Source organism: Campylobacter sp. VBCF_01 NA2 (assembly GCF_027797205.1).
Lineage (GTDB): Bacteria > Campylobacterota > Campylobacteria > Campylobacterales > Campylobacteraceae > Campylobacter_B.
On record NZ_CP115607.1, the window covers coordinates 884,883 to 904,319 of the forward strand.

Genomic DNA, 19,437 nt, shown 5'->3' on the forward strand with positions numbered 1-19,437 from the left:
TCAAAATTCCAAGCGAAAAAGCGCGGCTAAATTCCAAGCCACGCGCCACGCTCAATCACAAATCAAATTTTACAGAGCTTTTGCGACTAGTTCGTTGATATTGGCGATAAAAGCGCCCGGATCATCGACGCTTTGGGTCTCGCCTAGCTTAGCCAAATCAAAAGCCAAACGCGCCACGCTAGCAATCATAGTTTTATTATTTTCTAACTTTTTGATGATCTCATGCTTTGCGTTGATTTCCAAAATCGGCTTAAACTCAGGCAAATTCGTCTGCCCCATTTGGCGCAAAATTTGCTGTGTGGCGTAGTCTGGATCGCTCTCGTCAAAGACAAGGCAAGAAAGCGAGTTTGTCAGACGAGTGGAGATTTTCACATCTTTTACGCGTTCTTGCAAACACTCTTTAAATTTCGCCGCCACTTCCAGCGCCCACGCGCTTTGCTCTTCGTTTTGCTCGGCGCTTTTTACACTAGTTACGCTCTTGATTGCCGTGCCATCAAACTCGAAAAGTCCCGGCATAACCACAGCATCAATCTCATCATCGCAGAGCAAAACCTCCACACCCCTAGCGTTAAAATCCTCCAAAAGTGGCGAGTTTTTCAGCATTTTCGCGTCTTTGCCAGTGATGAAATAAATCTCTTTTTGCTCCGCGTTTTGCTCGCTCATACGCGCCTTATATTCATCTAGGCTGATTAGCCCCTCGCGTAAATTTGACTTAAACAGCGCTAGGTGGCTAATCTCAGCCTTATCAGGGCCGAATCCATACAAGCCCTCTTTTAGCACTTTGCCAAAAAGCGCGTAAAATTTCTCATATTTTTCGCGGTCGTTTTTTAGCATTTTGGCTAATTCGCCTAAAATTTTCTTTACACTTTGTTCCTTGACATGGGCCAAAATGCGGTTTTCTTGCAGAATTTCACGGCTTACATTTAGTGGCAGATCTTCCACATCTATCACGCCACGCACGAAGCGCAAATACACAGGCAAAAGCTCTTTGGCGTCATCTGTGATAAATACGCGCTTGACATAGAGTTTGACGCCACTTTGATAATCCACGCGGTATAAATCAAAAGGCTCGTTTGATGGCACATAAAACAGCGTCGTGTATTCATGCACGCCCTCTGCTTTGGTATGGATATGAAATAGCGGATCTGCGCTATCGTGGCTGATTTGTTTATAAAAGTCGTCATAATCGCTCTGTTTTAGCGATGATTTTGGCAGTTGCCAAAGCGCACTAGCCGAGTTTAGCTGCACGACCTTGGTCTCGCTATGACCCTGCGCACCGTCCTCGCCAGGGATATACTCCTCTTTTTGCCCAAAAATCGGGTATGGGATATGATTGGAGTATTTTTTGATAATGCCCTCTAATCGCGCCAAATTCGCAAATTCATCGTCTTTTAAATGCAAGATTATATCAGTGCCAAAGCTATCTTTTTCGCAAGGCTCGATTGTGTAGTTTTCGGCGTTCGATGACCATTTGAAAGCCTCGTCTTCAAGGGCTTTGCGCGAGATGACATCGATACTATCTGCGACCATAAACGCCGAATAAAACCCCACGCCAAACTGCCCGATTAGGTTGCTATCTTTGGCGGCATCTCCGCTCAAATTCGCCATAAATCCCTTTGTGCCAGATCTCGCAATCGTGCCTAGATTAGTCTCTAACTCGCCCTCGTTCATACCGATACCATTGTCTGAAATTTTTAAAATTTTATTCTCGCTATCGAGCGAAATTTCAATGCGTGGCGTGTAGCTTAAAGCCTTGTAAGCCTCATCGGTAAGGCATAGATAATTTAGCTTATCAAGCGCGTCTGAGGCGTTAGATACGAGCTCACGAAGGAAAATTTCCTTGTTTGAATACAGCGAGTGAATCATTAAATTTAATAAATCATTGACCTCTGTTTTGAATTTTTTCTTTGCCATAAAATGTCCTTTGGATTGAATTTTGTTTAAAAATTAGCACATTATAGCACCGAGTGCTAAGTTTTGTCAATATTAAGCCAAATTTTGTTTTTAAATTTGGCTTAGAATATCGTCGATTATGGATTTTGCGCCGTTTTTGGAGCTGAAATTTACTAGCCCCCTACTTGCACTTGGAGCGTCGAAATTTTGGATTAAATCCAAAATTTTATCCTCGCTAGCCTCATTTTGGCGCACGATTTTGCATAAATTTAGATCTTGCAAAAATTTTGCATTGTAGAATTGATGATCTCCTGCTGCGTGCGGAAACGGCACGAAAATCGCAGGAAGTCCGTTTGCCACGAGCTCCCACAGAGTGCTAGCCCCACTTCTGCCTACGCACAAATCGGCCTTTGAGATCAAATCGACCAAATTTTTGCTAAATCCCACAAGCTCGACATTTAAATTCGCGTTTTTGTAAAATTCGCTGTATTTTTCAAACTCTTTTTCGCCACATTGATGAATAATCTCATAGCCCATTTTAACGAGCCTTGGCGCTAAATTTGAAGCAAGAGTATTGATAAAACTCGCCCCTTGCGAACCTCCTAAGAAAATTATCGTTTTTACTTCGCTTCGAATTCTAGATTTTTCAAAAAAAATGTCACTTACTGGATAGTCGAATTTATCGCTTATGCACTGGGTATTATCCTGAGTAAATTTCGTCACGCAACCACAAGCTGTGGGAAGCTCGAATTTTTCCCTAGAATATGGGCTGTAAATTTTCTTGCAAAACGGCTCTAAAAGGTCGTTTAACCGCCCTAAAATGGCGTTTTGCTCGTGGATAAAAAGTGGCTTGAAAAAAAATAAAGAAGCAAACGAAGCCGGAGCCGAGCTGTATCCGCCCACGCTGATTACGGCCTTTACGCCGTTTTCTTTGAAAATTTTACGACATTTCAAAGATAGTTTTAAAATATTCATCAGCGATGAAATTTTACTAAATCCTTTTTTATTTACCACGCCAGAGCTTTCTAAAAAATACGCCCGCTCGAAAATTTCGCTATTTTCGAACCACGCTCTGTCTTGGCCGTTGGTCGAACCGATAAAAATCACCCCTATTCCGCGATTTTTAAGCTCAGTGCCTAAACTTTTTGCGATACTTAAATGCCCGCCTGTGCCACCGCCACTGATTGCTATCATTTTCAGCTCCTTAAATTTGCGCGTTTGCTAATCATAAGTATAAATCCAACCGCCATTGAAGCAGCTATGACATGGCTTCCGCCATAGCTTAGAAACGGCACAGCGATACCCTTCATAGGGATTAACCCAGTAATTCCGTAAGAATTTAGACAAAATGAGAAAAATAGCATAAAAGCAATGCCAAGCCCAAAGAGAAAATATACGCTATTTACGGATTTTGAGGCTATGCGAAAGACCCTAGCAAGCATCGCAGAAAAGAGCAAAACAACGCCAAGAATTCCAAAAAATCCGATTTCCTCGGCAATGCCAGCTAGCACGAAGTCAGTATGCACCTCGCTAAGATAGCCCAGCTTGAAGCTTCCCTGCCCTAGCCCAGCACCCAAAAGCTCGCCGTTGTTTATGGCATTTAGCGAGTGGCCGACTTGGTAAGGCATATTCGCATCATCTACGCGAACCTTAGCGGCTGTTTCCGGGGAGAGAAACGGAGTGATAGTGTCTTGCACGCCAGCCCACCATGAGCGAATTCTCACAATTCTGTGCGGACTAGTAACGACAAAGGTATAACCCAAAATGCCGATTATTCCCACCACTATGCCAACTAACCTCATGCTAGTTCCAGCGAAAAACGACATACATATCATCGTCGCAGCCAAAACAGCCACTTGACCAAGGTCCTTTTGTCCTATGGCGATAACTATGCCAAAAATCGCGAAAAGAAAGACATACGGAACCCAAATTTTAATCTCTTGCCAAACCGTTTTTTTAGTGTGGTTCATCTTGCGCGAGAAACTCCACGCCAAAAAATATATAAAGCCGACTTTGAAAAATTCCACCGGAGCGATACTAATGCCTGCGATTTTTATCCACCTAGCCGCTCCATTTACCTCTGATACGATTGATTTAGGCATGAAGCCCATTGAGATCATCACTAGCCCAGAGACCACCCACAAAACCATACAAAACGGCGTTAAAACCTTATCTGGGTTAAACTGCGAAAGCCCCCACATAAGGAAAATGCTAAACATACCAAATATCCATTGTTTTTTGAAAAAATATAGTGGCTCAGTATCGCTTGCAAGCGTGGTATATGAGGTCAAGGATAGCGAAAATACAATGCCTATGGTGATTAATGCAACCGTGAAATAAAACAGCCACTGATCTGTTCTCAAATTTTACTCCATTTAAATTTCAAAATTTAGCCAAATTTATTTGATGATATCTCTTCACCCTTTGGTATTAACTTCGCTTAAAATTCCCATTTGCTCTAACTGCTCGATGATTCTAGCGGCGCGGTTGTAGCCGATTTTAAGACGGCGTTGCAGATAGCTACCAGATGTTTTACCCTCGGTTAGAACGATGTTTTTCGCCTCTTCAAACAGCTCGTCAAGCTCCATATTTTGCGGATCCATCATACCTGTGCCCTCTTTTTGACTATCATTTTCGGCCAAAAATCTCTCATCATAAACCACGCTTTCTTGCGAACGCAAATACTCAGCTATGGCATTTATCTCATCTTCTGTGCTAAATGGCGCATGCAAGCGAATCGTAGTGCTTCCACTTGGCGGCATAAAGAGCATATCGCCTTTCCCTATCAGGCTTTCAGATCCCATTTGATCTAGGATTATGCGACTATCTGTATATGAGCGAACCTTAAAGCTAATACGACTTGGCATATTTGTTTTGATTTGGCCTGTTACAATCTCTTTGCTTGGGCGTTGAGTTGCTATGATTAGGTGGATTCCGCATGCTCTTGCCTTTTGAGCTAAAAGCACTATGTTGGTTTCGACCTCTTTTCCACCCGTCATAATAAGGTCGGCAAATTCATCTATCACAACCACAATATAAGGCAAAATTTCGCCATTTTCTTTTGAAATTTTGGCATTATAACTTTCGATATTTTTGACCCTATTATCAGCCATTATGTGATATCTATGCTCCATTTCAGCCACGACATTTCCAAGGGCGGTTATAGCTTTTTTGGGCTCGGTAATAATCGGCGTTAGTAGGTGTGGGATATCCTCATAAAGTCTAAATTCAACCATTTTTGGATCGACCATTATTAGGCGCAGTGTTTTTGGCGAATTTCTATACAAAAGGCTTAAAATAAGGGCATTTACACCGACACTTTTACCACTTCCTGTCCCACCTGCGATGAGTAAGTGTGGGAGTTTTTTTAGATCCGTGACAAAAGGCTGACCCACGATATCCTTACCAAGCGCCATTGTAAGCGGACTAGAAGCTGTTTTAAAAACCTCACTTTCAAAAATTTCGCGCAAATAGATTGTCTGGGCCTTTTTATTTGGAATTTCGATACCTACGACATCTTTGCCAGGAATCGGGGCTTGGATACGGATCGTCTCCGCGCGCAATGCCATAGCCAAATCATCTTGGAGGGTTAGGATTTTACTAACCTTAATGTGCGCTGCTGGGCGAAACTCAAATGTCGTAACCACGGGGCCTGAGTATGTGCAAATGACATCGCCGTCGATTTTAAATTTGCGAAGTTTATCGAGCAAATCAAAGATTTTTTGATCTATTTCGCTATCATCGACCATATTTTGTTTTTTGGGCGGATTTTCCAAAAAATCAAGTGGCGGAAGGGCGAAATTTTGCGGTTTGTCTATTTTGCCCTTTTCTAGCTCATCAAGAAGTTTTTTGTTTTCGGCAACCTCGCTTAAATGCTCGACTTTTTTTAGCGAAGATGGTTTTTTGGAATTTGACTTTTTAGAATTTGGCTCTGAAATTTCATTTTGCAAATTTGGCTCTTTTTCTAAATTTAAATCTAAATTTTCACCCTCCAAATCATCGCTTTGCTCGGTTAGAAATTTTTCGATTTTGCTCTCTTGCTTTTCGCTAAATTCGGCTCTGTCTTTTTTAAGCGGTTTTGGTTTTAGCTCGGTTTGCGCCCTTGTGGCTCTTTGGCGGGTTTGTTCGCGCGAAATTTCACTTTTTGCCTCGCTAGTTTGCTCTTTGATAAAAGAATTTTTGATAATATTTGTAAGCTTATCCTCGAAAATCAGCACCAGCGAAAGGACAAAAAGCGTTAGATTAAAAATCCAAATCCCCACGCTTCCCACAAACTGCCTTAGCTGATTTATGACCACGCTACCGATGATTCCGCCACTATCGCCGATAATGCTTGATTGCACAAAAAGCACGGTGAAAAATAGCAAAATCACGCCTATGCAAAATTCAAAAAATCTAAAATCAAATCCCCTAAAATAGCGATACGCGATATATACAAGCCCTAGTAAAAATAACGGATAAATATATGAAAAATAACCAAAAAGCCCCAAATTTACCGAGCGAATCGCATTGCCAGCACTGCCGACAAGAGCCGAGTCAGGCGCAATCGTAGCAAATCCAAAAAACAAAATTATAGCCGAGACAATTATAAAATATACTTCTTTTATTATGATAAATCCTTTGAAAATAAAAAGCGCAATTTTAGCAAATTTAAGGTTAAAATTTTATTTGAAAACTAGAATTTTACGAAGTTGTGATAAATCCGCGCCCGATTTGGACGCGGATTTTGTTTTAGCTTTTGACAGCTTTTCCCAAATCCCACATTGGCATAAAGATACCAAGAGCGAGTAGCAATACCATACCAGCCATGAAAAATAGCATAATCGGCTCAACATAGCTAGAAATATTATCGATAATATCGTCAAATTTCTCTTTGTAATAATCAGCAACATTTCCAAGCATTTTATCAAGGTTACCAGCCTGCTCACCAGCGCTAATCATCTGGATAAGCATACTCTCGTAAAGTCCAGTATTCTCAAAAGCCTCCGTTAGGCTAACACCTTGTTGAACAGCGATTTTAACGCTTGAAAGTTTTTCTTTTAGTGTGTGGTTATCGACCATCAAAACAGCCGTATCAAGGGCGTCTGCAATAGGAATACCAGCGCGAACTAGCTCGGTAAAAATAAGCATAAAGCGTGACATTGTAGAGTAAAAAATAATCTTGCCAAACAAATAAACCTTTAAAATTCCCCTATCCCAGCCGATTTTAAACTGATCGTTGTTTTTATAGAGCCATTTAAGACCCACGATTGTAACGATGATACCAAGCAAAATATAGCCACCATAATTGCTAAGCGCACTTTCAATTCCTAGCAAAATTCTTGTAGGAAGTGGCAAATCTGCTCCGAGCTCTTCGAAAATTTCGCGGAATTTAGGCACAACATACATCATCAAAATCGTAAATGCTATCGCCATAACAATCATCAAAGTCATCGGATAGCGCTAGCCTTTTTAAATTTTCTTTGGTTTTCGTAAAGTTCAGTAAGCATAGAAGCTAGCTTGGCAAGTGATTCAGCCATATTACCTGTGGCCTCGCCAAGGCTTACCATTGCTACGACGACATCGCCTAGTTGTGGGCGGAATTTCTCCGCTGATTCAGTCAGGCTAAGACCTGCATTAAGGTCGTCGTTCATCGCGCTAAAAATGCCTTTTAGTGTCTTATCCTCTGTCGCTCTTGCGACCTCTTTAATAGAGTCGTGAATAGAAATACCGGCATTTGTCATAACAGAAAGCTGTCTAATAGCAGCAACTAATGGCAGAGTTTTTACCTTGCCACTACCGCCCATTAAACGACTTACTTGGGTTTTAAAATCGCCTGTGATATTACCCAAATTTTGCGTTTGAGCGCGTCTAGAAATCGAACCGCCTGAGCGTTGTTTCATTAGGTTGTTCGCATTGACCTTGTTATTGACTTTTAGTCGCATTTGCTGGCGTTTTCCACCAGCGTTCATATTTACATTTAAATCTTTCATTGTTTAGCCACCCTATAAATTTCTTCTATACTTGTTACTCCACGAGCCGCACGAATAATGCCGTCTTCAAACATATCGATAAAGCCCTCCTCTTTCGCCAAAGCTCTCATATCGTCTTTCGAGCCACCATTTGCAATCAGGCTTTGCATACGATCTGTAATAGGCAAAATTTCACTTATCATCTCACGACCCATATAGCCTGTCTGACCACATTGATCACAACCAACTGCTTTGAAAAATTTATACTGCTCAGGTAAAAATTCTTTTAACTGATCGAGCATAGATTTTGGCACATTTGTCGGTTGTTTGCAGTGCGGGCATAGCTTACGCACAAGGCGTTGAGCCTCGACCGCAATAAGCGCACCACTGATTAAGTAACTCTCAATTCCCATATCTACAATTCTTGGTATCGCACTAACAGCGTCATTTGTGTGTAGTGTAGAAAAGACCAAGTGTCCAGTAAGAGCCGCTTGAATCGCGATTCTAAGCGTTTCTTGGTCACGAATCTCACCAATCATTATAATATCAGGGTCTTGACGCAAAATCGAGCGCAAAGCCGACGCAAATGTAAGGCCTGCTTTTTCATTAACATGGACTTGTTGTATTAAATTTACCTGATACTCAACAGGGTCTTCAACGGTAATGATTTTTGTATCGACACTTTTGACATCGTTTAGTGCCGCATATAGTGTGGTTGATTTACCACTACCAGTTGGTCCAGTAACTAGGATAATGCCATACGGTGCGTGCATTGCATTGCTAAATTTTTTAAAGCTTTCAGGGTGCATACCAAGCTTTTCAAGGCTAATGATAACCTTAGATTTATCCAAAATACGCATAACGGTAGATTCGCCATTGATAATAGGCAGTGTAGAGATACGAAAATCGTATTCGCGCCCAGAAATCGTCATAGAAAAACGACCGTCTTGTGGTTTTCTACGCTCTGCGATGTCCATATTCGAAAGCAATTTCAAACGGCTCACAAGTGGCGGATAAATATCTTTATCAAAGATAAAAATTTCTTGCAACATACCGTCAATTCTGGTGCGCACGACGCAGTTATTCTCAGTAGGCTCGATGTGAATATCGCTACCGCGCATAATGATTGATTGTTTTACAATCATCTCGATAAGCTGCAAAATCGCAGATGTATCATCGCCTGTGCCACTACCGCCCGTGCTAGCCAGCTCTTTTCTAATAGTAGCGACCAAATCTTTGATACTCTCGGAAAGTTCAAGCTTAGCCATATATTTATTTACTTGATTTGGATCGGCTACAACGATTTTTAGAAGGTGTTTGTTAAAAATCGCTTGAATTCTATCCTGTGCTTCCATATTAAACGGATCAGAAAACGCAACATAGATATTTAAATCGTCCGCCCTTACAGGAATTACGCCAAATTTTTTAAGTTGCGCCATCGGAGCGCGCTCAGATAGTTTAAAATCGATATCAACATCGTCTAAATTCATATAGGTTAAATTTTGCTTTTTAGCCAAAACTTGCAAAAATTCTTTTTGATCGATTGAAAATTTCTCACGGACATCTTCGTAATCGATCTGTCTGCGTTTGTAAAGCTCAGCTAAAATCAAGCAAAAATTTTCTTGACTTAAATAGTTGTCGCCGACCAAAACTTCGCCAAGGGTCAAACCAATATCCATTTTCTCCTGAATTTCAGGGACGATAGCTTGGGTTAGGACATTATTTTTTATTAGAATTGAAACAATCTGCTCTTCTATCTTTGTCATATCAATCACCAATAAATTTTAATCGAGCTAAGTTTTTCACCGGCATAGATTGCCACCACCATTTTTTTTACTCCCTCTTCTTCTTTGATAAAAAGCTCGGCTTTTTCGCCGTCATCTAGGGTAAAAACATACGCATCGCCTTTTTTGGTGTATGTTTTCTCTACAAATTTATCAAAAATTTCAGACAAAATATAATTAATCTTCGGCGTTCTGATATACGAAATATCCACGCCGTCGCAAAGCGCTAAATAAAGCATTTTCTTTTGGAAAACTATGGTCGAATACAAAGAGGCATTTTCCCTAGTTTCCTTCGTTTTATACAGCATTACCATTGGCACGACTAGCTCATTTACCCTATCCATTTTTAGGCAAGCTTTCGCATAAGTGTTTGCTAGCGCCTCGTTTTGCTCCTCGATAAAGAGATTTCTAACGCTTTCTTGGCAAATTCTATTATATTGACCGATTTGATCCCAGTTTCGCACATCATCGACATTGACAGCGAAAACAGAGCCAAAAAATAGCGTTAAAAATAAAAATACTCTCATAGCGCACCGCTTTTGATTTGATTTATTAGATTCGCAATTTCGCCATTTTTAGCCTTAGAATTAAATGTTTCTAGCGCGTAAATAGCGTCATCTTTGCGACCTTTTTTATAATTAGCTTTGGCAAAAATTATCCAACTATTAATATTGTTTTTATCAATCTCATTTGATGTTAAAGCCCATTTTATCGCATTGTCATAATCTTTTTTATTATAAGCTTCCTCAGCCAAGGAAAGTGAATACTCGATTTTATTTGTCGCATAAAATTTACTCTCCAAACTCTGTCGCTCAGAGCTTAAATTTGAAGTGCGAATTTCAAGGCGAGAACTAATCGGAGCCCTATTTACAGGGGCTGGCGCGTTAGAAGCGACATTTTGTTTTGGTGGTAATGGAGCCTTACCAAAATCAATAATCTCGTTTTTCATCGGTTGGTTGAAATTTTGAGCATTTGGGTTAAAATTTGGCACATTATTAGCCTGGTTGAAACCCTGATTAAATCCCCCGTTTGCAAAATTTTGATTAGCAAAATTTTGGTTATTGGCAGAATTTTCGTATGTGTTTGTGATCTTAAAACCACCAGAATCCTCGCTAGATAGCACGCCCACATCGTTGATATTTAGGCTTGGGCGTTCTACATTTTGCGCTCGGTTGCTATCGTTTGCTGGGGCGCTGATATTATAATCCGCTCGTGAAATTTCGCTATTTTGCGTGGTAACCTCAGTTTGCGGGGCAGTATTTATGGTAGGCTGGACCTGCGGCGCAGGGTTTGGCACGACATCGCTTATGGTAGGTTCGTTTTGGATATTTTCGTTTATGCTAGCCATGCTGACTTTATCATCGTCTTTAAGCAACCAAAAAATCGCGCCAATCGCGATAGAAATCAAAGCCAAAAGCCCTAAAATCGTCTTGTCAAATTTAAATACAAAATTTGGCTTAGATTTCAAAAAGGAAAATTGCTTTTTGTTTTTGTTGTATTCTTCCCATTTTTTTTCTAATTCATTAACTTCGTAAAATTCAAGCATCGATTATCCCCGTGCCAATGGCTGCCATTTCTATTATTTTATTATTGATTTGAGCAAAACTAATCTCTGTTGGCTTATTTGCCTCGTAATACTCAAACAGCTCATACATTTTATACATTAATTTGTTTATGTTTCTCATATTTCCGTCGGTTAAATTTAGGATTAAATCAAAATTGTCATCGCTAAACATAAAATAATATTGCTGAAAACCATGAAAAACTAATTTTTTTTCTATATACAGCTTTACCTCGCCTAAATTTGAGTTTGGAAGCTCGATACTCTCCCAAATTCTGGTTTTAAAATAATCTTTGGCAAGGCGATCTTCTTCGTCTGTTTTATGCACTGTAAATAAAAATTTAAATAACCTAGAATCCGCCATTAATCTAATTTTTTCAATCAAATTTCCAGGATAAAGCTGAGCTTCATCGAGCAAGATTACCACCTGCTCCACGGCTGCACCTCCACCTGTAATCCCAAGTCTTTCGCGATAAACTCTCATAAAATTTTCGTAGTTATCGATTGGTGCAACTGGGTTAGAGTGGAAAATTTGAGAATATAGCTCTAAAAAAAACTCTTTTTCATCAAAAAAAGGTTGTGGCATAAAAACTACTTTAACCTTTTTTTCCAAATCGACCTTGATTTTATTTAGTAAAAAGGTCTTTCCGCAACCCGGTTTGCCATAAAACAAAATCAGTTTAAGCGGTTTTTGTAGGGCATTTAAAATTTTATGGTATGCAAGAGTTGATTTATCGAGATTAACGAAGTCTGAGACTTCGTTATCTTCGATAAATATCTCTTTAATAGAGGTATAAGTGTTACTCATTATTTTTCATAAATTGATTTTGAGTAACCAAGCTCTTTTAGCGATGTAGCCAAAGGAGCACCTGTATTGTCGATAATATGCGGAGTTACGACGAAAATAAGCTCAGTTGTGCTTAAAACATCAGCTGTGCTTTTGAATAAATTTCCTACAAGAGGAATTTCAGCCAAAATCGGAACTCTTGTATTATTTTTAGATTTTGTTTGACCAATCAAACCACCAAGGATTACAGTATCGCCATCATCAACCCAAACTACACTTGAAAGTTTCTTTTGAAGTGTATCGGGAGCGATATTTCTAGGTGTGGTAGTTTTCACATCATCTTCTGCGTATTTAAAGCTACTCAAAGACGGATTGATTCTAAGCATAATTCTATTATCATCTGAAATTTCTGGCAAGATATTTAACAAAATACCGATAAAAATAGAGTATTGTGTTTGATCAGATGTGACAGAGCTACCATCACTTGCCGCAGTTAGAGAAGTAGCACTTTCTAGCAATAAATAGTTGATAGTATCACCAACAGAAATAATCGCTGGTTGGTTATTCATAGTAGTTACCTTAGGGCTAGATACGACCTTTGTTTTACCCTTAGTCTCCAAGAAGTTAATCATACCATCAATGCTGAAATTCAAGTTCGCGCCGATAGCCCAAGCACCGTTGCTAGTGCTTGTTTTGCCAGACCATTGATTAGTAGTACCGCCAGTAGTAGTTCCGACATTTAACGCAGCATTACCACCAGTGCCATTTGTAATAGTTCTGCCAACTGAATTTCCGAAATTAAACAAACTAGCTGTTCCAGCATTGTCTATGTAAGTATTGAAACCAAGTTGGAATTTACTCCAATCGATACCTGTTGTGTATTCATTGTGCAACTCGACAGAAATAATATTTACATCAAGCAATACCTGTCTGCCAAGGCGTTTTTGCATACTTTTCAAATAGCTATCAACACGAGCAATTTGAGATTTTGTAGCAGTTACAGTAATCAAACCAGCATTTTGATTGATAATAGGAGCTACGGCTACATATTTTTCTGTGCCGTTATTTAAAATACTAGTGATATCATCGCTAATTTTTTCCCAAAAATCAAATTTCTCAGTAGATGTAATTTTATTATCATCTAATTTAGCATCATCAATATCATCACCTACCTCGATAGGAGCTGAATCAACAGAAGCTTTCGTAGTAGCCACTCCCTCTCTTACAGAAGTGATATAATCTACCTTAAATGTCTTTGTCTCTAATGCAGAAATTTTAAGAACATTGTTTGAGTAATCATAGCTAAGGTTGTTTTCTTTAATCAATAAATCAAAAACCTCTCTTAATGACATATCTTTAATGCTAACACCTTGAAGCTCTTTTGCAAGCTCTTCTTGTGCCATAGCATCTTTTGCAACGACAGAAAATCTACACATATCAGATAATTGTGTTAGCATTTCATTTAGCGTTACAACATCATTAACCTTAATATTCAAAGCCTTTCTATCGCAGTTTGAAGCAGCAGATAAACCTGTGACACCAAGCGATAATGCAAGCATAGCAGCTAAGCTAAGTTTCTTACTTGTATGTAATAGTGACATTTTGATTTCCTTGTTTTAGTTTTAATTCGATTTTATTATCTTCGTTATTAGCGACAATAACGCTATTGCCAGTTATTTGGACAATTTTATATGAACCGATATAATCACCTAGTCCATACCATTTGTCATTTAATTTAACTTTATTGCCCATGATACCAAGCAACTGATAACCTAAACCTTCTGTTTTTTTCACCACAGGCTCAGCAGGACCAGTATTAGCCTCTCTCGGATAAAACGGATCTGGCAAAGATGCGATTTGAGAATCACTAAGACCGACCCTTGGCTTGTTTAGGTTAGAAAACATACCATTATATCTATCTTGAAATGCTCTTACTTCATCAGATAGACCCTTAGGCTCATCTGCTCCAAAAAGCACACTAGACAAAACAAACGAACATAAAATTATCTTTTTCATTTGTAATTCACTCCCCAGATAGACATACCAACCGTGCCACCAATTTTACCTTCCTCGGTGCCATTGATATCCATCTTATTAACATCTACAATCATTTCTGATTGTTCGATTAAATTTACATATCTAACAACATTTTGAAAAGCACCTTCGAATTTAACATCGATATTCAACAATGCTTCTGGTTTGAATACATTTTTAGCACTCGGCTCTTTTTTAGAGCTAGTAATGCTATGAATTTTGATATTATTATTCTCGGCCAATGTTGTTAAACTATCCATAAAGGTAGCCCAGTTTTTCTCATTGTATGTTAGCTTTGAAATCTCTGTCAATTTTACATCTAAATAGTTGATTTTATTAACAGCATTTTCCAAATTTGTCTCTTCGCGTTTTAAAACAGCTCTTTCTTGTGCAACTTTGCCAGTAGGATTACCGTTAAAGTCAGTATCATACTCTCTTTGTGATTTTTCCAATTTATCAGTCGCGCTAGCTAAATTGCTTTCACTCTCTTCTAAATATGGCACAGAGTATGTGCTCAACGCAAAGTAAGCAATAACCGCTGCCAAAGCCAAGCCCATATATAAATATGTGTTGGCGCTATTTCCTTTGGCTGCAAACCATTCATCAATTTGATCTAATGAACCTTTTTTTCTCATTAGCGCACCTCCACACTTATATTACTATCATAAACGACACTGTCATCTTTGCCTTGCAAGACGATTGTTTCAGTATATACGCCATATTTTGCTTTTTGGCTTATATCTTCTAGCAACTCTGTCATTTGCTTGTCATTTTTAGTATGAACTTCTACGGTAATATTTCTATCATCGTTGCCTATTCTTACCAATTTTCCTCTGTTTTTAACAATCATATTAGTAAGGTCAAATACAGACATACCTTTCATAGCATACTCATTTTTCTTACTAAAAATTTCGTTAATCAAACTACTACGATCGCCTAATTCTTTATTTCTTACGCCAAATTCCTCTTTAACTTTGGCAGTTTTATCTCTGGCTTCTTTGACTTGCGCTCTTGCAGGCACAAGCTCTGATTCTAGCCCCTCATACTCTACTGTTTTCTCATCAGCTATCATATTGTTGTAATAACCATAGCCAAATTGATACGCAGGGTAAGCAGCACCAAGCAACAAACCACCCAAAACATAGCCAATCAATTTACCGCTATATCTTTGATTTAATGGTGGCGGGCGCATAAATGGTGAGTAGTTGTGATCATCATCTGGCTCAGCCAAGTATTGTTGTCCGGCTAAAAACATCAAAGTATCTAGTTGAGTAAGCGGATAATCTTTCGCATTAATCGCTACGCTAAAATTGAAATCTTTGTAGTCAATTTTTAGATTATTTTCTACAAAAACCTCGATAGCAGGGATTTTGCCGATATCTGTGCCGATATAAATACTTTGAATATTTATGTTATAGACCTTAGATATACCGTTCAAAACATCGTTGATATAGTAGAACATATCATCGAAAATTTGAATCATATAATCTCTCTCAGCTGGATTTTCTAAATTTATACCTTGTGTTGCAAGTAATTTAAAGAATTCAGCCTCTTCCATTCTGTTTCCGACCAATTCAGAAAATTTGTCGTGCAAGAATTTGAGATTGTATCTAAGCTGTCTTGATTGAAAATATTCACCGTTTTGATAGACGACCAAAAACGCGTCATCTCTTTGCAGATAAACAAAACAATCAATTCCGTCTCTTGTCAAAATTCCACGAGCATAGAGATTTTCGTAAAGAAACGGTGCCATAGCGACATAATCGATGTAGTTTGTGCGAGCTGCGATAGCATCAAATTCAGCAGTTAATTTTGTGTTATCGACGACGAATACATTAAATACTCTATCATCGCTGTTAGCACCGATAACTTCGCTATATGTAATTTTATAATCCAGAGCAGTGTCAAGACCTAGCTCCTCATAAACCTTAACGACGATAGTGTCTAACAAATCGTCATCCGCGACAGTCTTGCTTATTTCGACTGTTGTTGTCATTACATCCTTATAAGGTACATAAGAAATGTAAGTCTCTTTCGCACGATTTGATTTAGAAAAATCGTGTTCAAAAACTTCATTTTCACTTAGACCGAATATGGTTTGCGTGACTTTGTTGATTGCAACAACCGAAGTAGCATTTTTACTATTTCTTGCCATAACACTCCACTTCTTTAAATGAAATTAAATATCTACGAATAATAATAAAAATAAAATGAAATGTCAATAGATAAAGTGCCTTTTTACGCCATTTTCATCATTTTTCCACCCTTTTTTTACCAAAACTATTAACTTTAAGTAAATTTTAATGTTTTTAAAGGCAGAAATTATTTTTTTTCCTCTAATTCCTATTCTCTTAATTGTTTCACCATTTTTGCCAATTAAAATTTCTTTATGAGAGTTTGTGTCGGTAATAATCTGGGCATAAATTGAGATTAAATTTGGCTTTTCTATCACTTTTTCGATTAAAACATCGCTCGAATACGGCACCTCGCTATTGGTATTTTCAAAAATAGATTGCAGGATAAATTCGCGATAAATATCTTTTTCGTTTGTAGTGCTTAAAATTTCAGGATCGTAAAAATACTCATGCTCGGGCAGAAATTTGCAAATTTCGTCCAAAATTTGGCGTTTGTAAATATTTTTTTTGATACTAACTGGAATTATGGCTTCAAATTTATCTTGAAATTTTTGATATTCAAGCAGTTTTTTAACGATTTTTTCGTCATTTACTTCATCTATTTTAGTCAAAATCACGATATGTTTGGCAGTGGGATTTAGCTCGACAAATTTCGCGTAGTTTTCCACGCTATCATGCACAGGCGCTAAAAACAGCGTCAAATCGCCGTCCCCAATGGCTTTGAGCGCCACTTCGACCATAAGCTTATTCATCAGCTTCTCGCTCTCGTGAAGTCCTGGGGTATCAACAAAGATGATTTGATCATCTCCATGCATAACTATGCCATTGATTTTACGGCGTGTGGCGTTGATTTTGTGCGAGACAAGCGAAATTTGCTCACCCAAAAGATAGTTTAAAAACGAGCTTTTCCCAGCGTTCGTGCGTCCGATAAGTGTAACAAATCCGCTTTTCATCGAAATTACCCGCAAAATTTAAAGAATATATTTTGCCAAATCGTCGTTATTAACGATTACGCCTAGCTTTTCGCTGACTAAATTTTCATCAATCACAATCTTTTCACCGCTATGCTCATCGGCTTCGAAGCTGATGTCTTCTAACACCTTCTCCATTATGGTATGAAGTCGTCTAGCGCCGATGTCTTCGACCTGAGCGTTTGCCTGAGCGGCGTATTTAGCAAGTGCTTTTATACCACTTTCGCTAAATTCTAACTCCACGCCCTCGGTTGCTAAAAGCGCGCAGTATTGTTTAAGAAGCGAATTTTTTGGCTTGGTTAAAATTTCGTAAAGCGCGTTTTCATCTAAGCTTTCAAGCTCCACGCGAAGCGGAAATCTGCCTTGAAGCTCTGGGATCAAATCGCTTGGTTTGCTTATGTGAAACGCCCCGGCAGCGATAAATAAAATGTGGTCAGTGTCTAAATTGCCAAATTTCGTGCTCACGCTCGAACCCTCCACAATCGGAAGTAAATCACGCTGAACGCCCTCTTTGCTCGGATCTTGGCGCGAGCCGTTGGAGCTAACAGCTACTTTATCAATCTCATCGATAAAGATAATGCCCTCTTCCCTAGCCCGTCTCATCGCCTCTGCCTTAACGCTTTCCATATCCAAAATTTTCTCGCTAGCTTCGTTTTTAAGGGCGACTTTGGCGTCTTTGATTTTGAGCTCTTTTTTTGTTTTTTTCGTCGCTATGCCGATGACTTTAATGAAATTCTCTTGCATATTTGCCATTTCTGGCGGTAAATTTGAGTTTGATTCTAGCGTGTTTTCGCTGATTTCGATTTCGATTAATTTCTCGTCCAAACTCCCGCTAAGTAGCTTTTCACGCATTTTTTCGTAGCTTTTGGCATACTCTGCATTTTTCTCTTCGCTAGCCCCGCGAGGCAATGGCGGCATAAGCTTTTCTAAAATTTTTTGCTCGATATACTCGTCGATTTTGTCTTTGTTTTTTTCAAATTCTTCATTTCTGACTAAATTTACAGCCGCAGCTGCCAAATCTCGCACCATAGACTCCACATCTCGCCCCACAAAGCCCACTTCTGTGTATTTGCTAGCCTCCACTTTGATAAATGGCAAACCAAACATTTTTGATAATCTTCGCGCGATTTCTGTTTTTCCTACGCCGGTAGAGCCTATCATAAGGATATTTTTCGGGGTAACCTCGCCCCTCATATCATCGCTTAGCCTCATACGGCGATAGCGATTGCGAAGTGCGACTGCTATCGTGCGTTTAGCGTCCTTTTGTCCGATTACATAATCATCTAAATTTTTAACAATTTCCTTAGGTGTCATCATCTATTTATCGTCCCAGATTGCGTAAGTTTTAATGTTTTCGTTTGTGTAAATGCAAATTTCACCAGCTATTTTTAGGCTCTCTTTTACCAAATCCTCTTCGCTTAAAATTCCAAACCTATCCAATGCCCTAGCTGCGCTTAGCGCGTAGTTTCCGCCACTTCCAATGGCCGCTAGGCGACCGTCGTCTGGCTCGACGACATCGCCCGTACCACTTAGCAAAAATATATTTTTTCTATCCACTACAAGCATCATGGCTTCGAGTTTGCGCAGATATTTATCCTTGCGCCACTCTTTGCTAAATTCCACCACAGCTTTCAAAAGTTCGCCCTTTGCGTTATCAAGGCATTTTTCAAACATATCAAAGAGATTAAATGCATCGGCCGTGCTTCCTGCAAATCCAGCTAGCACGCTTCCGTCTTTGCCTATTTTGCGAATTTTAGTCGCATTGCCTTTGAGGACAGTATTACCAAATGTAACTTGTCCGTCTCCGCCGATAACCGAGCCATTTTTGCCTTTGTAAGCTAAAATCGTAGTTGCTTCAAACATTACTCTGCTACCACATCTATTTCAAATTTCGCCACAATGCCGTGTTTAAATTTCGCCGAAACATCGTAAATTCCGACACTTTTTATATTTTCGACTTCCAAGACTTTTTTATCTATATCGAAATTCTTTTGCTCTTTTAGCGCAGTTGCGATCTCTTCTTTTGTAACTGAGCCAAAAAGTGCGCCATTTGCACCTGCTTGTTTTGCGATTTTTAATCGGACATTTTTTAACGCCTCTTTAAGCTCGGTAGTTTTGTCGATTTCCTCTTTTTCTAGCTCGGCTTCTTTGCGTTTGCCAGCCTCGTATTTGCGCAAAACCTCGTTAGTCGCAGCTAGTGCAAAGCCCTTTCCTATCAAAAAATTATTTCCATATCCGTCTTTTACTTCTTTGATTTCACCGGCTTTTCCTAGCCCTTTGACATCTTTTATAAGTAAAACTTTCATTAAATTTCCTTTTAA

The 19,437-nt window shown here is 39.1% G+C and carries 16 protein-coding genes and 1 pseudogene; all 17 read right to left on the reverse strand.

Going from position 1 to position 19,437, the window contains the following annotated elements:
• Positions 1-69: 69 nt before the first annotated feature.
• Positions 70-1,914, reverse strand: a complete 1,845-nt coding sequence (htpG, locus tag PF027_RS04590) for a molecular chaperone HtpG (RefSeq protein ID WP_270871782.1) — start codon at positions 1,912-1,914, stop codon at positions 70-72.
• Positions 1,915-2,004: 90 nt separating this feature from the next.
• The gene (gene murG / locus PF027_RS04595; RefSeq protein ID WP_270871781.1) at positions 2,005-3,087 is read right to left on the reverse strand and encodes an undecaprenyldiphospho-muramoylpentapeptide beta-N-acetylglucosaminyltransferase; all 1,083 of its coding nucleotides are present in this window, start codon (positions 3,085-3,087) and stop codon (positions 2,005-2,007) included.
• Between the two features lie 2 nt (positions 3,088-3,089).
• Positions 3,090-4,256 carry an FtsW/RodA/SpoVE family cell cycle protein gene (locus PF027_RS04600; protein WP_270871780.1) on the reverse strand — a complete coding sequence of 389 codons (1,167 nt, stop codon included), beginning with the start codon at positions 4,254-4,256 and terminating at the stop codon, positions 3,090-3,092.
• 54 nt (positions 4,257-4,310) lie between these two features.
• On the reverse strand, positions 4,311-6,464 hold the full coding sequence (locus PF027_RS04605) for an FtsK/SpoIIIE family DNA translocase (protein ID WP_270872046.1): 2,154 nt from the start codon (positions 6,462-6,464) through the stop codon (positions 4,311-4,313).
• A 160-nt stretch (positions 6,465-6,624) separates the two neighbouring features.
• A pseudogene (locus tag PF027_RS04610) lies at positions 6,625-7,865 on the reverse strand (type II secretion system F family protein).
• The gene (locus tag PF027_RS04615) at positions 7,862-9,610 is read right to left on the reverse strand and encodes a GspE/PulE family protein (RefSeq protein WP_270864455.1); all 1,749 of its coding nucleotides are present in this window, start codon (positions 9,608-9,610) and stop codon (positions 7,862-7,864) included. Before PF027_RS04615 ends, PF027_RS04610 begins: the two are co-directional and overlap by 4 nt.
• A gap of 5 nt (positions 9,611-9,615) precedes the next feature.
• Positions 9,616-10,155 carry a hypothetical protein gene (locus PF027_RS04620; protein WP_270869420.1) on the reverse strand — a complete coding sequence of 180 codons (540 nt, stop codon included), beginning with the start codon at positions 10,153-10,155 and terminating at the stop codon, positions 9,616-9,618.
• Entirely contained in the window at positions 10,152-11,174 is a 1,023-nt protein-coding gene (locus tag PF027_RS04625) for a tetratricopeptide repeat protein (protein WP_270871779.1), read from the reverse strand. Before PF027_RS04625 ends, PF027_RS04620 begins: the two co-directional genes overlap by 4 nt.
• On the reverse strand, positions 11,167-11,997 hold the full coding sequence (locus tag PF027_RS04630; protein ID WP_270867994.1) for an ATP-binding protein: 831 nt from the start codon (positions 11,995-11,997) through the stop codon (positions 11,167-11,169). Before PF027_RS04630 ends, PF027_RS04625 begins: the two co-directional genes overlap by 8 nt.
• The gene (gene mshL, locus PF027_RS04635) at positions 11,997-13,577 is read right to left on the reverse strand and encodes a pilus (MSHA type) biogenesis protein MshL (RefSeq protein ID WP_270867995.1); all 1,581 of its coding nucleotides are present in this window, start codon (positions 13,575-13,577) and stop codon (positions 11,997-11,999) included. The genes PF027_RS04630 and mshL overlap by 1 nt, the downstream gene beginning before the upstream one ends.
• Positions 13,555-13,992, reverse strand: coding sequence for a hypothetical protein (locus PF027_RS04640; RefSeq protein WP_270862440.1), 438 nt, complete (start codon positions 13,990-13,992; stop codon positions 13,555-13,557). Before PF027_RS04640 ends, mshL begins: the two co-directional genes overlap by 23 nt.
• The gene (pilO, locus tag PF027_RS04645; protein WP_270864460.1) at positions 13,989-14,645 is read right to left on the reverse strand and encodes a type 4a pilus biogenesis protein PilO; all 657 of its coding nucleotides are present in this window, start codon (positions 14,643-14,645) and stop codon (positions 13,989-13,991) included. The genes PF027_RS04640 and pilO overlap by 4 nt, the downstream gene beginning before the upstream one ends.
• The gene (locus tag PF027_RS04650; protein ID WP_270867997.1) at positions 14,645-16,165 is read right to left on the reverse strand and encodes a hypothetical protein; all 1,521 of its coding nucleotides are present in this window, start codon (positions 16,163-16,165) and stop codon (positions 14,645-14,647) included. Before PF027_RS04650 ends, pilO begins: the two co-directional genes overlap by 1 nt.
• Before the next feature lie 63 nt (positions 16,166-16,228).
• Positions 16,229-17,098 (reverse strand): GTPase Era, encoded by an 870-nt coding sequence (gene era, locus PF027_RS04655; protein ID WP_270858761.1) that lies wholly within the window; start codon positions 17,096-17,098, stop codon positions 16,229-16,231.
• A gap of 18 nt (positions 17,099-17,116) precedes the next feature.
• The gene (gene hslU, locus PF027_RS04660) at positions 17,117-18,433 is read right to left on the reverse strand and encodes an HslU--HslV peptidase ATPase subunit (protein ID WP_270871778.1); all 1,317 of its coding nucleotides are present in this window, start codon (positions 18,431-18,433) and stop codon (positions 17,117-17,119) included.
• Positions 18,434-18,979 (reverse strand): ATP-dependent protease subunit HslV, encoded by a 546-nt coding sequence (gene hslV, locus PF027_RS04665; protein WP_270871777.1) that lies wholly within the window; start codon positions 18,977-18,979, stop codon positions 18,434-18,436.
• Positions 18,979-19,422: a 50S ribosomal protein L9 gene (gene rplI / locus PF027_RS04670; protein WP_270868000.1), complete on the reverse strand. Its 444-nt coding sequence runs from the start codon at positions 19,420-19,422 to the stop codon at positions 18,979-18,981. The genes hslV and rplI overlap by 1 nt, the downstream gene beginning before the upstream one ends.
• Between the last annotated feature and the right edge of the window lie 15 nt (positions 19,423-19,437).

What these genes read in the sequence shown, in the direction of transcription:
- PF027_RS04630 (WP_270867994.1), bottom strand. Translation starts at nt 11,997, where the DNA reads ATGAGTAACACTTATACCTCTATTAAAGAGATATTTATCGAAGATAAC.
- PF027_RS04625 (WP_270871779.1), bottom strand. Translation starts at nt 11,174, where the DNA reads ATGCTTGAATTTTACGAAGTTAATGAATTAGAAAAAAAATGGGAAGAA.
- rplI (WP_270868000.1), bottom strand. Translation starts at nt 19,422, where the DNA reads ATGAAAGTTTTACTTATAAAAGATGTCAAAGGGCTAGGAAAAGCCGGT.
- hslU (WP_270871778.1), bottom strand. Translation starts at nt 18,433, where the DNA reads ATGATGACACCTAAGGAAATTGTTAAAAATTTAGATGATTATGTAATC.
- PF027_RS04640 (WP_270862440.1), bottom strand. Translation starts at nt 13,992, where the DNA reads ATGAAAAAGATAATTTTATGTTCGTTTGTTTTGTCTAGTGTGCTTTTT.
- era (WP_270858761.1), bottom strand. Translation starts at nt 17,098, where the DNA reads ATGAAAAGCGGATTTGTTACACTTATCGGACGCACGAACGCTGGGAAA.
- PF027_RS04620 (WP_270869420.1), bottom strand. Translation starts at nt 10,155, where the DNA reads ATGAGAGTATTTTTATTTTTAACGCTATTTTTTGGCTCTGTTTTCGCT.
- mshL (WP_270867995.1), bottom strand. Translation starts at nt 13,577, where the DNA reads ATGTCACTATTACATACAAGTAAGAAACTTAGCTTAGCTGCTATGCTT.
- hslV (WP_270871777.1), bottom strand. Translation starts at nt 18,979, where the DNA reads ATGTTTGAAGCAACTACGATTTTAGCTTACAAAGGCAAAAATGGCTCG.
- htpG (WP_270871782.1), bottom strand. Translation starts at nt 1,914, where the DNA reads ATGGCAAAGAAAAAATTCAAAACAGAGGTCAATGATTTATTAAATTTA.
- PF027_RS04650 (WP_270867997.1), bottom strand. Translation starts at nt 16,165, where the DNA reads ATGGCAAGAAATAGTAAAAATGCTACTTCGGTTGTTGCAATCAACAAA.
- pilO (WP_270864460.1), bottom strand. Translation starts at nt 14,645, where the DNA reads ATGAGAAAAAAAGGTTCATTAGATCAAATTGATGAATGGTTTGCAGCC.
- PF027_RS04615 (WP_270864455.1), bottom strand. Translation starts at nt 9,610, where the DNA reads ATGACAAAGATAGAAGAGCAGATTGTTTCAATTCTAATAAAAAATAAT.
- murG (WP_270871781.1), bottom strand. Translation starts at nt 3,087, where the DNA reads ATGATAGCAATCAGTGGCGGTGGCACAGGCGGGCATTTAAGTATCGCA.